This is a genomic window from Megasphaera jansseni (assembly GCF_047974155.1).
Classification (GTDB): Bacteria; Bacillota; Negativicutes; order Veillonellales; family Megasphaeraceae; genus Megasphaera.
Window position 1 is genome coordinate 34,086 of the sequence record NZ_JBHYRR010000007.1, and the last position, 12,952, is coordinate 47,037.

27 protein-coding genes are annotated in these 12,952 nt (G+C 49.5%); all 27 read right to left on the minus strand.

From position 1 onward, the window contains the following. Window positions 1-10: 10 nt before the first annotated feature. Genes rpmJ through rpsJ form a run of 27 tightly spaced genes read right to left on the minus strand, consistent with a single transcriptional unit; the run spans window position 11 to window position 12,526 of the window. A complete protein-coding gene (gene rpmJ, locus ACE418_RS03985) occupies window positions 11-124 on the minus strand; it encodes a 50S ribosomal protein L36 (RefSeq protein ID WP_020311734.1) in 114 nt (37 codons plus the stop codon). Between the two features lie 23 nt (window positions 125-147). Next, a complete protein-coding gene (gene infA, locus ACE418_RS03990; RefSeq protein WP_014015759.1) occupies window positions 148-366 on the minus strand; it encodes a translation initiation factor IF-1 in 219 nt (72 codons plus the stop codon). 14 nt (window positions 367-380) lie between these two features. Continuing rightward, window positions 381-650, minus strand: a complete 270-nt coding sequence (locus ACE418_RS03995) for a KOW domain-containing RNA-binding protein (RefSeq protein WP_014015758.1) — start codon at window positions 648-650, stop codon at window positions 381-383. 1 nt (window position 651) lies between these two features. Further along, window positions 652-1,404, minus strand: coding sequence for a type I methionyl aminopeptidase (gene map, locus ACE418_RS04000; protein ID WP_020311735.1), 753 nt, complete (start codon window positions 1,402-1,404; stop codon window positions 652-654). 2 nt (window positions 1,405-1,406) lie between these two features. Continuing rightward, the gene (locus ACE418_RS04005; RefSeq protein ID WP_329991575.1) at window positions 1,407-2,057 is read right to left on the minus strand and encodes an adenylate kinase; all 651 of its coding nucleotides are present in this window, start codon (window positions 2,055-2,057) and stop codon (window positions 1,407-1,409) included. A 16-nt stretch (window positions 2,058-2,073) separates the two neighbouring features. After that, window positions 2,074-3,336 (minus strand): preprotein translocase subunit SecY, encoded by a 1,263-nt coding sequence (gene secY / locus ACE418_RS04010; RefSeq protein WP_416449428.1) that lies wholly within the window; start codon window positions 3,334-3,336, stop codon window positions 2,074-2,076. A 12-nt stretch (window positions 3,337-3,348) separates the two neighbouring features. Then, the gene (rplO, locus tag ACE418_RS04015) at window positions 3,349-3,813 is read right to left on the minus strand and encodes a 50S ribosomal protein L15 (RefSeq protein WP_014015754.1); all 465 of its coding nucleotides are present in this window, start codon (window positions 3,811-3,813) and stop codon (window positions 3,349-3,351) included. Window positions 3,814-3,834: 21 nt separating this feature from the next. Next, the gene (rpmD, locus tag ACE418_RS04020) at window positions 3,835-4,014 is read right to left on the minus strand and encodes a 50S ribosomal protein L30 (protein WP_014015753.1); all 180 of its coding nucleotides are present in this window, start codon (window positions 4,012-4,014) and stop codon (window positions 3,835-3,837) included. Between the two features lie 18 nt (window positions 4,015-4,032). After that, the gene (gene rpsE / locus ACE418_RS04025; RefSeq protein ID WP_020311738.1) at window positions 4,033-4,533 is read right to left on the minus strand and encodes a 30S ribosomal protein S5; all 501 of its coding nucleotides are present in this window, start codon (window positions 4,531-4,533) and stop codon (window positions 4,033-4,035) included. An 18-nt stretch (window positions 4,534-4,551) separates the two neighbouring features. Continuing rightward, window positions 4,552-4,914, minus strand: coding sequence for a 50S ribosomal protein L18 (rplR, locus tag ACE418_RS04030; RefSeq protein ID WP_014015751.1), 363 nt, complete (start codon window positions 4,912-4,914; stop codon window positions 4,552-4,554). Between the two features lie 30 nt (window positions 4,915-4,944). Further along, window positions 4,945-5,487: a 50S ribosomal protein L6 gene (gene rplF, locus ACE418_RS04035; RefSeq protein ID WP_416449429.1), complete on the minus strand. Its 543-nt coding sequence runs from the start codon at window positions 5,485-5,487 to the stop codon at window positions 4,945-4,947. Between the two features lie 20 nt (window positions 5,488-5,507). Then, complete coding sequence (rpsH, locus tag ACE418_RS04040) at window positions 5,508-5,900, minus strand: 30S ribosomal protein S8 (RefSeq protein ID WP_014015749.1); 393 nt, start codon at window positions 5,898-5,900, stop codon at window positions 5,508-5,510. 31 nt (window positions 5,901-5,931) lie between these two features. Beyond that, window positions 5,932-6,201: a 30S ribosomal protein S14 gene (rpsN, locus tag ACE418_RS04045; RefSeq protein WP_014015748.1), complete on the minus strand. Its 270-nt coding sequence runs from the start codon at window positions 6,199-6,201 to the stop codon at window positions 5,932-5,934. 18 nt (window positions 6,202-6,219) lie between these two features. Next, window positions 6,220-6,759 (minus strand): 50S ribosomal protein L5, encoded by a 540-nt coding sequence (gene rplE / locus ACE418_RS04050; RefSeq protein WP_014015747.1) that lies wholly within the window; start codon window positions 6,757-6,759, stop codon window positions 6,220-6,222. Window positions 6,760-6,780: 21 nt separating this feature from the next. Continuing rightward, entirely contained in the window at window positions 6,781-7,098 is a 318-nt protein-coding gene (rplX, locus tag ACE418_RS04055) for a 50S ribosomal protein L24 (RefSeq protein WP_014015746.1), read from the minus strand. 16 nt (window positions 7,099-7,114) lie between these two features. After that, window positions 7,115-7,483, minus strand: coding sequence for a 50S ribosomal protein L14 (rplN, locus tag ACE418_RS04060; protein ID WP_014015745.1), 369 nt, complete (start codon window positions 7,481-7,483; stop codon window positions 7,115-7,117). Window positions 7,484-7,508: 25 nt separating this feature from the next. Beyond that, window positions 7,509-7,763 carry a 30S ribosomal protein S17 gene (gene rpsQ, locus ACE418_RS04065; protein WP_014015744.1) on the minus strand — a complete coding sequence of 85 codons (255 nt, stop codon included), beginning with the start codon at window positions 7,761-7,763 and terminating at the stop codon, window positions 7,509-7,511. 43 nt (window positions 7,764-7,806) lie between these two features. Next, window positions 7,807-8,007, minus strand: a complete 201-nt coding sequence (gene rpmC / locus ACE418_RS04070) for a 50S ribosomal protein L29 (protein WP_014015743.1) — start codon at window positions 8,005-8,007, stop codon at window positions 7,807-7,809. Between the two features lies 1 nt (window position 8,008). Then, complete coding sequence (gene rplP / locus ACE418_RS04075; RefSeq protein ID WP_020310052.1) at window positions 8,009-8,434, minus strand: 50S ribosomal protein L16; 426 nt, start codon at window positions 8,432-8,434, stop codon at window positions 8,009-8,011. Then, window positions 8,434-9,102 carry a 30S ribosomal protein S3 gene (rpsC, locus tag ACE418_RS04080; protein ID WP_014015741.1) on the minus strand — a complete coding sequence of 223 codons (669 nt, stop codon included), beginning with the start codon at window positions 9,100-9,102 and terminating at the stop codon, window positions 8,434-8,436. The genes rplP and rpsC overlap by 1 nt, the downstream gene beginning before the upstream one ends. Window positions 9,103-9,115: 13 nt before the next feature. Then, complete coding sequence (gene rplV, locus ACE418_RS04085) at window positions 9,116-9,451, minus strand: 50S ribosomal protein L22 (protein WP_014015740.1); 336 nt, start codon at window positions 9,449-9,451, stop codon at window positions 9,116-9,118. A 13-nt stretch (window positions 9,452-9,464) separates the two neighbouring features. Continuing rightward, window positions 9,465-9,740, minus strand: a complete 276-nt coding sequence (gene rpsS / locus ACE418_RS04090; RefSeq protein WP_014015739.1) for a 30S ribosomal protein S19 — start codon at window positions 9,738-9,740, stop codon at window positions 9,465-9,467. Between the two features lie 24 nt (window positions 9,741-9,764). Beyond that, a complete protein-coding gene (gene rplB, locus ACE418_RS04095) occupies window positions 9,765-10,592 on the minus strand; it encodes a 50S ribosomal protein L2 (RefSeq protein ID WP_020310054.1) in 828 nt (275 codons plus the stop codon). Window positions 10,593-10,622: 30 nt separating this feature from the next. Continuing rightward, a complete protein-coding gene (rplW, locus tag ACE418_RS04100; RefSeq protein ID WP_014015737.1) occupies window positions 10,623-10,907 on the minus strand; it encodes a 50S ribosomal protein L23 in 285 nt (94 codons plus the stop codon). Then, window positions 10,907-11,530, minus strand: a complete 624-nt coding sequence (gene rplD / locus ACE418_RS04105) for a 50S ribosomal protein L4 (protein WP_226885140.1) — start codon at window positions 11,528-11,530, stop codon at window positions 10,907-10,909. Before rplD ends, rplW begins: the two co-directional genes overlap by 1 nt. 31 nt (window positions 11,531-11,561) lie before the next feature. After that, window positions 11,562-12,200 (minus strand): 50S ribosomal protein L3, encoded by a 639-nt coding sequence (gene rplC / locus ACE418_RS04110; RefSeq protein WP_014015735.1) that lies wholly within the window; start codon window positions 12,198-12,200, stop codon window positions 11,562-11,564. A 14-nt stretch (window positions 12,201-12,214) separates the two neighbouring features. Next, a complete protein-coding gene (gene rpsJ, locus ACE418_RS04115) occupies window positions 12,215-12,526 on the minus strand; it encodes a 30S ribosomal protein S10 (RefSeq protein WP_014015734.1) in 312 nt (103 codons plus the stop codon). Window positions 12,527-12,952: the final 426 nt, after the last annotated feature.

A 12,952-nucleotide genomic window follows, 5' to 3' on the forward strand; every position in this document is an offset into this window, starting at 1 on the left:
CTCCTGCTTATTAACCCTGTTTCTGTTTATGTTTCGGATTTTCGCAAATGACCATGACGCGGCCTTTACGTTTGATAATTTTGCATTTTTCGCAAATTCTTTTTACTGACGGTTTTACTTTCATCATTAACCTCCTGCGTAATACTCTTACTTAAAGCGGTACGTGATACGACCGCGATTCAGATCATACGGTGTCAATTCGAGTGTGACCCGGTCGCCCGGAAGGATACGAATGAAGTTCATCCGCATTTTACCGGAGACATGAGCCAGCACGATGTGATCGTTTTCAAGCTTGACTTTAAACATGGCGTTTGGCAAAGCTTCAACGACGACGCCTTCTACTTCAATGACATCTACCTTCGACATAGTAACCTCCCTGGTCAATTCTTCACAGCCCGGTTCAAGACGGACCGTATCCATTCATTGCTGATTCTCGCGGGACCAGCGCTTCCAGTGGATACGCTCGTTCCCAATATCCGGAGATGCCGGCAATTCTTTTTTTTCGGCTTATCCAGGTTGTACTTTCTACCGTCAGCAATCCATACGTAGGGATAAGCCAGACTGCCGACAACAACATACAAGTGGCCTTTATCCCTGCCTGCCAGGCTTTCTACGACCGTGCAGACAGGTATCATCTGTGTCCGTTCCATCTTATTCTTCCGGAAGGGTAAGGATTTCAGGACCGTTTTCCGTGATGGCTACTGTATGTTCGAAGTGGGCTGCCGGTTTGCCGTCACGCGTGACGACGGTCCAGCCGTTCTTCAACTGGCGGACTTTTTCCGTGCCCATATTGATCATCGGTTCAATGGCCAGGACCATACCCGGTTCCAGCAGTTCGCCGTGACCGGCCATGCCGTAGTTCGGCACTTCCGGATCTTCGTGCATGTCCGTACCGATGCCGTGGCCGACGTAGTCGCGGACGACGCCGTATCCAAAGGATTCGGCATACGACTGGACTGCGTGGCCGATGTCGCCGAGGTGATTCCCGGCAACGGCCTGTTCGATGCCCTTATAGAGGCTTTCTTCGGTGACCTTCAAGAGCTTGAGGGTAGCCGGATGAACGTGGCCGACGGGAATCGTTACCGTCGAATCGCCATGGTAGCCATTCTTGTTCACTACTAAATCAATGCTGATTATATCGCCATCTTTGAGCTTGCGGTGGCCCGGGATGCCGTGGACAACTTCTTCATTTACGCTGGCGCAAATGGTTGCCGGGAACCCATAATAGCCTTTGCAGCTCGGAAAAGCGCCGCAGCTGCGGATGTATTCTTCACAGCGCTGGTCGAGTTCGCCTGTCGTGATGCCAGGTTTTGCCAGCTTCTTCATGAGCTGAAGGGCGTTGGCCGTAATGCGGCCAGCTTCGCGAATATACTCAATTTCCCGTTTTGATTTTAAGATAATCATGCTTATTTACTCTTTTCAAGACTAGCAACGATGTCTTTGTAGACATCATCCATGCTCTGTTTGCCATCGATTTCGATGTAGAGATTGGAATTCTTATAGTAGTCGATGAGCGGTTTCGTCTGTGCCGCGTAGACGCTCAAGCGTTTCTTGACGGTTTCTACTTTATCGTCATCGCGCTGATACAATTCGCCGCCGCATTTATCGCAGACGTTCTTCACCTTGGACGGTTTGAATGTGACATGGTATGTCGCACCGCAGGAGCGGCAGATCTGACGGCCCGTCGTCCGTTTGATGAGTTCTTCATCGGGGACGGCGATGTTGATGACGCCATCGAGTTTGATGCCCAAATCGCGGAGGATGGCATCGAGGGACACAGCCTGGCTGGTCGTGCGCGGGAAGCCGTCGAGGATGAAGCCTTTTTTGCAGTCATCTTTGGCGAGGCGTTCTTTGACGATGCCGACCGTAACAGCGTCCGGTACGAGCTGGCCGTTGTCCATGTACTTCTTGGCTTCGAGGCCGAGCGGAGTCTGTTCTTTTACAGCTGCCCGGAACATGTCGCCTGTCGAAATCTGGGGAATACCATATTTTTCAATCAATCGTTCAGCCTGGGTACCTTTGCCAGCACCCGGAGGGCCCATTAAAAGAATATACACTCAAACTACCCCCTTATTATTTCATAAATCCTTGATATTGTCTATTCAAAACTAAGGATTCTGCCTGTTTCATCGTGTCGATGGCAACACCGACGACGATGAGGATGGCCGTACCGCCGAAGTAGACCCCTTCGATCCCCGTGATCCAGCCGATGAAGTTCGGCAGGATGGCGATGAAAGCCAGGAAGAAGGCACCGGCGAGGGTAATTCTCGTCATGATGCGATCGATATACATAGCCGTCGGCTGGCCCGGGCGGATGCCGGGGATGAAGCCGCCGTACTTCTGCATGTTTTCCGTAAGCTGCGGGATATTCAGCGAAATAGCCGTGTAGAAATATGTGAAGAACATAATCAGGAGTGCGTACATGACCGTGTTGGTCACTGTGCCCCATGCAAAGAAGCTTGCAATCCACTGGACTGTTTCATTCTGTACGAACTGTGCGATGGTAATCGGGAACATCAGTACAGACGAAGCAAAGATGATGGGGATGACGCCAGCCTGGTTGACTTTCAGCGGAATATGTGTCGAGTGACCGCCATACATCTTACGGCCGACGATACGTTTCGCATACTGTACCGTGACGCGGCGCTGACCTTGCGTGACTTCGATGACCACGACGATCATGAACAAGGCGATGACAGCAAAAAGCAAGGCCTGGAAGATGTTGATCGAACCAGCCTGGATGTACTTGTAAATCGTCATGCAGCCTTGCGGGAAGCGCGCTACGATACCGGCGAAGATGATGAGAGAAATGCCGTTGCCGATGCCGCCAGCTGTGATCTGGTCACCGAGCCACATGAGGAAACATGTGCCGGCTGTGAGGATCAGGGAGACCATGACGACCATGGCCCAGCTGTCGACGATGAGGGCATTGTTGACTTTCAACGCATAACTCATGGCGAAAGCCTGGATCAGTGCCAGGACAACCGTACCGTACCGCGTGACCTTCTGGATCTTATCGCGGCCTTCCTGATTGTCCTTTGCCCATTGTTCAAAAGTCGGAACGACGGCTGTCAGCAGCTGCATGATGATCGACGCGTTGATGTACGGCGTGATGCTCATGGCCAGGACGGAGAACTTACTCAGTGCCCCGCCGGCGAACAAGTCCAGGAGTCCGAACAAGTTGCCGCTGCTGAAGAGATTTTCAATGACCGACGAATCCACACCCGGTACGGGGATATGGACGCCGAGTCTGAAAATGATGAACATGATGAGAGTGAAGACTGCCCGTTTCCGGAATTCCGGGACGTTCAGTACGTTTTGGATGTTTTCTAACACCGCAAATCACCCCTACTGTTCTGCTACCGGTTCTTCTCCCGGTACTACAACCTTACCGCCTGCAGCTTCGATTTTAGCTTTAGCGGATTTCGTGAAGCCGTTAGCTACGACAGTGAGTTTCTTTTCGAGTTCACCGTTGCCGAGGATACGGACGCCGTCGCGGACATTCTTGAGGATGCCAGCTTCTACGAGAGCGACGGGATCGACAGTCGTGCCGTCTTCAAAGCGGTTGAGTACAGAAACGTTAACTTCTGCATATTCTTTAGCCCAAATGTTTTTGAAGCCGCGTTTCGGGAGCAAACGATACAACGGCATCTGGCCGCCTTCGAAGCCCGGGCGCTTGCCGCCACCGCTACGGGAGAGCTGACCTTTCATACCTTTGCCAGCCGTTTTGCCATTGCCGGAGCCGATGCCGCGGCCGACGCGGTTGCGTTTTTTCTTGGAACCAGGAACAATACTCATTTCATGAAGTTTCAATTCAGCGCACCTCCTTCTATATTAAATTTCTTCTACTTTTACTAAGTGTTCTACTTTATGAAGCATCCCTTTGATCTGCGGGGTGACTTCTTTTACTACGCTGGAGTTCGTCTTGTGGAGACCGAGGGCAACGATGGTTGCGCGCTGGTCGCCAGGACGGCCTGCCAAACTCTTTACGAGTGTAACTTTAACCTGAGCCATCTTGTTATATCCTCCTTATTAACCGTAAATTTCTTCTACAGTTTTGCCACGGAGTTCAGCAACTTTGTTGACATCCTTCAAGCGGCCCAAGCCTTCGAGGGTTGCCTGAACCATGTTGTTCGGGTTGGAAGAACCGATCGATTTGGTGAGGATGTTGCGGACGCCTGCCAGTTCCAATACGGCACGGACCGGGCCGCCAGCGATGACGCCAGTACCTTCAGCAGCCGGTTTCAGGAATACTTTGCCTGCACCGAAGATACCCGTGATCGTGTGGGGAATGGAACCGTTCTTGAGAGGAACGGAAATCATATGTTTCTTAGCGTCTTCAACGCCTTTGCGGATTGCTTCAGGAACTTCGCCAGCTTTACCTAAACCTGCGCCGACATTGCCATTGCCGTCACCGACAACAACGAGGGCACTGAAGGAAAAACGGCGGCCGCCTTTAACTACCTTAGCAACGCGGTTGATGAATACTACATTTTCCTGTAATTCGAGACCTGCATGGTCAACTTTTGCCATGTGTTATTTCCTCCTTGATTAGAATTTCAAGCCAGCTTCACGAGCTGCTTCTGCGAGAGCTGCAACACGGCCGTGATAAATGTAGCCGCCACGGTCGAAGACAACCGTCGTGATACCTTTTTCAATAGCCCGTTTTGCAACTAAAGCACCGACTAATTTTGCGCCTTCGGCGTTGCCGCCGCTGACGTTCTGACCTTTGATTTCTTTATCCAAAGAGCTTGCGGAAACCAAAGTGACACCGTTCTGGTCGTCGATGACCTGAGCGTAGATATTGTTAAGGCTGCGGAAAACGTTGAGACGCGGACGTTCTGCCGTGCCGTTGATGTTCTTGCGTAAACGCCAATGCCGTTTCAAACGGATTGTGTTTTTACTCTTCTTCAAGGAATTCACTCCTTTCTAATTAAATGTTACTTATTTCTTCGTGCCAGCTTTACCAGCTTTACGACGGACATGTTCGCCTACATAACGGATACCTTTGCCCTTGTACGGTTCAGGCAGGCGGTAGCCGCGGATCTTAGCAGCGAATTCGCCGACGACTTCGTTATCAGCACCAGAAACAGTGATCTGCGTAGCGCTCGGGCATTCGATGGTGATACCAGCCGGAGCATCGAGTTCGAGGGGATGGGAGAAGCCAAGAGTCAAGGCGAGTTTCTTGCCTTTCATCTGTGCTCTGTAACCAACACCGACGATTTCCAGTTCTTTTTTGAAGCCTACCGAAACACCTTTTACCATGTTGGCAATAAGGGCACGGGTGAGGCCGTGTAATGCACGATGATTTTTATCGTCAGACGGACGTTCTACAGTGATGACGTTGTCAGCCACTGTGACTTTCATATCCTGGTGGAGCGTACGTGTGAGTTCGCCTTTCGGGCCTTTAACGGTAATTACGTGGCCATCGAGGTTTACATTTACGCCTGCCGGGATATCAATAGGCATTCTACCTACTCGGGACATATTGACACCTCCAAAACGATTTACCAGACGTAAGCGATAACTTCGCCACCCAAGCCGAGTTTACGAGCTTTTTTGTCGCTCATAACGCCCTGGGACGTAGAAATTACAGCGATCCCCAAACCACCGAGAACGCGCGGGAGTTCTTCTTTGCCAGCGTATACGCGCAGGCCCGGTTTGGAAATTCTCTTGATGCCGGTAATTACTTTTTCTTTATTAGAACCATATTTCAACGTAACCTTCAGCGTTTTGCCTTCGTTTACGGATTCGTAGTTTTTGACGAAACCTTCTTCTTTGAGGATGTCGAGCACTGCAGCTTTCATCTTCGAAGCAGGGATTTCTACTTTTTCGTGATATGCCGAGTTAGCATTACGGATTCTTGTGAGCATATCCGCAATCGGATCGGTCATTGCCATAATCTAAAAACCTCCCTCCATGGAATACGTGTTACCAGCTGGCTTTTTTAACGCCAGGGATCTGACCTTTGTAAGCCAGTTCACGGAATGTGATGCGGCAGATGCCGAATTTACGCATATAACCGTGAGGACGGCCGGTTACTTTGCAACGGTTGTGCAGACGAACCGGAGATGCGTTGGCCGGCAGCTGAGAAAGTGCTTCATAGTCGCCTTTTGCTTTGAGTTCAGCGCGGAGCTTAGCGTATTTGGCAACCATTTTTTCACGTTTCTTTTCACGTTCGAGCATCGATTTCTTTGCCATGTATGTTATCCTCCTCTATTACTTTTCAAAAGGCATGCCCATCATTTTCAGCATGTCACGGCCTTCTTCGTCGGTCGTAGCTGTCGTAACGATGGTGATGTCCATGCCGCGTGCTTTATCAACCTTATCGTATTCGATTTCCGGGAAGATAAGCTGTTCTTTCAGGCCGAGGGTATAGTTGCCGCGGCCGTCGAAACCGGTAGCACTGACGCCGTGGAAGTCACGGACGCGGGGCAGTGTCAAGTTCATCAGTTTATCGAGGAATTCATACATCCGTTCGCCGCGCAGGGTAACTTTGCAGCCGAGGTTCATGCCTTCACGGATTTTGAAAGCTGCGATGGATTTCTTGGCTTTCGTGATGATCGGTTTCTGACCGGAAATGATGGTCATATCATTGACAGCAGCGTCCAAAGCTTTGGAGTTGGTAACAGCTTCGCCAACGGCCATGTTGATAACAACTTTGGTAACCTTCGGAATCTGCATTACGTTTTTATAATTGTATTTTTCCTGCAAGCCTTTTACGACTTCGGAAAGGTATTTGTCTTTTAATCTGGACACTCTCAAGGGCCTCCCTTCTTATTAGATAGCTTTACCGCTCTTTACGGCTGTACGGACTTTGGTGCCATCGGCCTGCTGGACCATTTTGACACGAGTCGGTTTGCCGCTTTCAGGATCTACGAGCATTACGTTGGAAACGTGGATTGCTGCTTCCTTGGTGATAATGCCGCCTTGAGGATTGTTCTGACTCGGTTTCGTGTGGCGCTTAACCAGGTTAAGGCCTTCAACTACGACACGGTCTTTTTTCGGATACGTTGCGATGACCTTGCCTTTTTTGCCTTTTTCTTTACCAGCGATGACGATGACCGTATCGCCTGTTTTAACGTGCATTTTACCCATTGAGAACACCTCCTCCTTATAATACTTCCGGAGCCAGGGAGATGATCTTCATGAAATCTTTTTCACGCAATTCTCTGGCAACGGGCCCAAAAATACGAGTACCTTTCGGGCTTTTATCATTATTGATTACGACAGCTGCGTTTTCGTCGAAACGGATATAGGAACCGTCTGCACGGCGCAAACCTTTCTTAGAACGAACGATAACAGCTTTGACTACGTCGCCTTTCTTGACAACGCCACCGGGTGATGCATCTTTAACAGATGCGGTAATGATATCACCAATGTTGCCATATTTACGATACGAGCCACCCATGACCTGGATGCACAAGATTTTCTTGGCGCCAGTGTTATCGGCAACATTCAACACAGTTTCTTGCTGAATCATGGCTTAACCTCCTAATTAATGAAGCTTATTTAGCTTTTTCTACGATTGTCACTACTCTCCAGTGTTTCTGTTTGGACAGCGGACGAGTTTCTTCGATGCGGACTACGTCGCCAACATGGCATTCGTTGTTTTCATCGTGGGCTTTGAATTTTACCGTCGAGATAATCGGTTTTTTGTACAGCTTGTGCTGTGTTTTATATTCTACAGCAACGACAACGGTTTTATCCATTTTATCGCTGACAACTTTACCTACGCGGATTTTCCGTTCATTTCTTTCCATCTGTGCTTGTGACCTCCTTTTAGATTCCAATTATGGACGTTTCTTACGCCTGCGCTTTCAGTTCTGCTTCACGCTGTACCGTTTTGATGCGAGCGATCGTCTTTTTGACTTCGCGGATACGCATTGGATTTTCTAATTGGCCGGTCGCATGTTGAAAACGGAGGTTAAACAATTCTTCTTTCAGGCTAACCACTTTTTCATCCATTTCGGCAGCGCTCAGCGCACGGATTTCTTTAACCTTCATTTTATTCACCACCTAATTCCTGACCTTTAACAACAAACTTCGTTTTAATCGGCAGCTTATGGCCGGCAAGACGCATTGCTTCACGAGCAATTTCTTCGCTTACACCGCCCATTTCAAAGAGTACGCGGCCCGGTTTTGCAACGGCAACCCAGTATTCAGGAGCGCCTTTCCCGGAACCCATACGAGTACCAGCCGGTTTAGCCGTGATCGGTTTGTCCGGGAAGATTTTGATCCAGACTTTACCACCACGTTTGATATAACGGGTCATAGCGATACGGGCTGCTTCGATCTGACGGTTCGTGATCCACGACGGTTCGAGAGCGACGAGACCGAAATCGCCATGAGCTACTTTATTACCACGATGTGCCTGGCCTTTCATGCGGCCACGGAACTGTTTACGATATTTAACACGTTTTGGAATTAACATTATGCTTCACTCCCTTCGCGTTTCTTCGGAGCTTTCTTAGCTTCCGGGAGGATTTCACCTTTGTAAATCCAGCATTTTACGCCGATGCAGCCGTATGTCGTATGAGCTTCAGCGAAGCCATAGTCGATGTCAGCGCGGAGCGTGTGCAAGGGGATGGAACCGTCGCGAAGGCTTTCGCTGCGAGCGATTTCAGCACCGCCAAGACGGCCGGAGCACATGATTTTGATACCTTTAGCGCCCATACGCATGGTACGGCCAACGCACTGTTTCATAGCGCGGCGGAAGCCGATACGGCGTTCGAGCTGACCGGCAACGTTTTCAGCAACCAGGGTTGCATCCATTTCGGCCTGTTTGATTTCTGCGATGTTTACGTCGACAGTCTTAGTGGTGAAGGCTTTCAACGCTTTTTTAATATCTTCGATACCTGCACCGCCACGGCCGATGACCATGCCCGGTTTTGCGGTATGGATAATCAATTTGATACGTTTTGCAGAGCGTTCGATTTCGATACGGGAAACACCTGCGATGTATAACTGTTTCTTTAAGAATTCACGGATCTTGACGTCTTCATTCAAAAGTGCAGCGTAATCTTTTTCTGCATACCATTTTGCGTCCCAAGGTTTGGAAACGCCGACGCGGAATCCATGGGCATTAACTTTCTGACCCACTCCATTTCCCTCCTTATGCTTTTTCGTCAACAACAACCGTCAAATGACTGGAATGTTTGAGAATTTTGAAGGCCTGTCCACGGCTGCGCGGATGAATACGTTTCATCGTGGAATCCTGGTCAACAAAGATTTCAGAAATGAACAATTTTGCAACGTCCATATCATTGTTATGTTCCGCATTAGCAACGGCACTGCGCAAAGTTTTTTCAACTACACGGGAACCCACTTTCGGAGTGAATTTCAAGATAGCGAAAGCTTCGCCGACGTTTTTGCCCCGAACCAAGTCAGCAACAATCCGAATTTTACGGGGAGCAATGCGAATGTGTTTCGTAACAGCTTTTACTGCCATTTATGTTACCCCCTTATTTAGTTACTTTTTCGGCTTTAGCATGACCCTTGAACGTACGAGTCGGTGCGAATTCGCCTAATTTATGACCTACCATATCTTCCGTGATATAGACAGGTACATGTTTACGGCCGTCGTGAACAGCGATGGTGTGGCCGACGAAGCTCGGCAGGATCATCGAAGCACGGGACCAGGTTTTGATTACTTTCTTTTCGTTGGCTTCGTTCATAGCGTCGATTTTCTTCAAGAGATGGTGTGCTACGAATGGGCCCTTTTTAATGGATCTGGACACTTAGTTATCTCCTTTCCTCAACACTTATTTACGTCTCTTCACAATGAATTTATTGGAAGCTTTCTTAGCGTCGCGAGTCTTAACGCCATAAGCAGGTTTACCCCAAGGAGTAACCGGACGTTTACGACCAACAGGAGCTTTACCTTCGCCGCCGCCATGCGGATGATCGCACGGGTTCATGACAACACCGCGGTTGCCCGGACGGATGCCCTTCCAACGGGAACGGCCGGCTTTACCGATGGTAATGTTTTCATAATCCGTATTGCTGACTACGCCGATCGTAGCGCGGCAGCGTACGTGTACCTGACGAAGTTCGCCGGACGGAAGGCGGAGCAGTGCATAGTTGCCTTCTTTAGCCATGAGCTGAGCCGATTCACCAGCAGAACGGACCATCTGGCCGCCTTTGCCGATTTTCAGTTCAACGTTGTGTACGAGCGTGCCGAGGGGGATATTCTGGAGCGGCAATGCGTTGCCGACTTTGATATCCGATTCCGGGCCGCTGTAGACGACGTCGCCAACTTTAAGGCCGTTCGGAGCGATGATATATTTCTTTTCGCCATCTGCGTAGAACAGAAGAGCGATGTTAGCAGAGCGGTTCGGATCGTATTCGATCGTCGCAACTTTTGCCGGGATGTTATCTTTAATACGTTTGAAGTCGATCAAACGATAACGGCGTTTGTGACCACCGCCCTGATGGCGGACAGTCATACGGCCGCTGTTATTACGACCGCCCTTATTGGTTACTTTAGCCAATAAGGATTTTTCCGGTTTAGACGCCGTGATTTCTTCGAATGTCGAAACAGTCATGAAACGGCGGCTAGCGGAGTACGGTTTAAATGATTTAATGGCCATTGTAGTGCCTCCTCCTTATTCGTTAATTCCTTAAGCTCCTTCGAAGAATTCGATGGTTTCGCCTTCCTGAAGGGTTACGATGGCTTTCTTGTAATCCGGGCGCTTGCCGATGTATTTGCCCATGCGCTTGAATTTGCCCATCGTGCGAAGTGTTGCTACGCTTTTAACTTTGACGCCGAAAACGGCTTCAACAGCTTTACGGATTTCAACTTTATTAGCACGGAGCGGTACTTTGAATGTGTATTTGCCATCAGACATCATCATCGTTGTTTTTTCAGTGATGACCGGTTTCAGCAAGAGATCATGCATGTTCATTATGCGAGCACCTCCTCAATCTTAGCTACAGCGCTCTTCGTAACGAACAATTTCGTGTAGTGGAGCAGGTCAAAGATGTTGACGCCAGTAGTGGAAATGGCTTTAACGCCTTTGATGTTGCGTGCGCAGCGTTCTACGACTTCATCGTTGTCGGTGATGAAAAGGACTTTTTCACCAGCGAATTTGAAGTTGTTGATGAGTGCGACGACTTCTTTCGTCTTCGGAGCTGCGAGATTGATTTCGTCAAGGACGAACAATTCGTTAGTATTAACTTTATCGCTCAAAGCGGATTTAACGGCGAGACGACGAGCTTTACGCGGCATTTTCTGTGCGTAAGAGCGCGGATGGGGACCCCAGATGGTGCCGCCACCAACCCACAACGGGCTGCGGCTGCTGCCTACACGGGCCCGGCCGGTTCCTTTTTGTTTCCAAGGCTTTCTGCCACCACCGCGAACGACGCCGCGAGTTTTGGTGGAATGTGTGCCCAAGCGCTGGTTGGCGAGCTGACGGAGAACGGCCTGACGCATAACGGCTTCGTTCACTTCAACGCCAAATACGCTATCGTTCAATTCGATTTCACCGGTCTGTGCGCCGGTAATATTATACGTGCTTACTTTTGGCATTATATTTTATCCTCCTTCCTGTAGACAACTATTAGCGGGGTTTTACAGTATCGCGAATCATGACGAGGCTGCCTTTGGCGCCCGGGATACCACCTTTAACCAGGATCAGGTTCTTGTCCATGTCGACTTTGACGATGGAGAGATGAAGAACGGTTGCCTGATTGCCACCCATTTGTCCAGGAAGTTTTTTACCTTTGACGACTTTACCGCCGCCACCACTGGTCATAGGTCCGAGAGAACCGGGTTCACGATGAGATTTGGAGCCGTGACCCATCGGTCCGCGGTGGAAACCGTGACGTTTGATGGTACCTGCAAAACCTTTACCCTTGCTGGTGCCAATTACGTCGACGAGATCGCCGCTTGCGAAAATATCAGCTGCCAGAGTTTGGCCCACCGTATATTCCGGCGTATCTGTCAAACGGAATTCGCGAAGATACTTAACAGGAGCAACGCCTGCTTTGTCGAATTGACCCTTAACGGGTTTTGTCAGATGTTTTTCTTTGATTTCACCATAGCCGAGCTGAATGGAGTTGTATCCGTCCGTATCAACGGTCTTGACACGTACAACTACGTTCGGGGAAGCTTCGACGACGGTTACAGGGACGACTGCGCCTTCTTCAGTAAAGACCTGAGTCATACCTAATTTTTTACCCAAAATAGCTTTAGACATAATCGCACCTCCTCCTATAATTTGATTTCGATGTCTACGCCTGCCGGCAGATCGAGTCTTGTCAAGGCATCAACGGTCTTGTTGGATGCTTCGAGAATGTCGATCAAGCGTTTGTGCGTACGGAGTTCGAACTGTTCACGAGAGTCTTTGTTGACATGGGGAGAACGAAGAATCGTGAAGATGTTCTTTTCTGTCGGAAGCGGAATCGGTCCGGATACCATAGCACCGGTACGTTTCGCCGTGTCGACGATTTTCGCCGCGCTCTGATCAAGCGTTTTGTGATCGTAAGCTTTGAGGCGAATACGAATTCTTTCCTGTTTTGCCATTACTTAATTCCTCCTAACGTCTATTTCCTTGAATAGACTGCTCCATAAGAGTTTCCCCGCAAGGCGGGCAACATCTTATATCATAGTTTAGCGCGCCGTAGAGGGTATTACCCTGTTGTCGCGTACTTACTTAGTTTACTACAAAAAGGCGCATCATGCAAGGAATTTTCTATGTTTTTGAGAAATAATAGAACTAATTTGACATGGGTCCCATGTCGTTGCATCATGCTAAAGGACTTGTCGCATGACGACAAGTCCTTTAAGTTGTTAGTAGCTAGTGGCTAGTGGCTAGCGGATGACATCCCCCTTTGTGCGACAGCCCCACGTGGGGCGCCCGCAGGTCGCAGTCCGCAGGCCGTGGCTAGTGGCTAGTGGCTAGTGGCTAGTGGCCCGGCTCTCCTGCTAGGAGAGCTGTCAGCGCAGCTG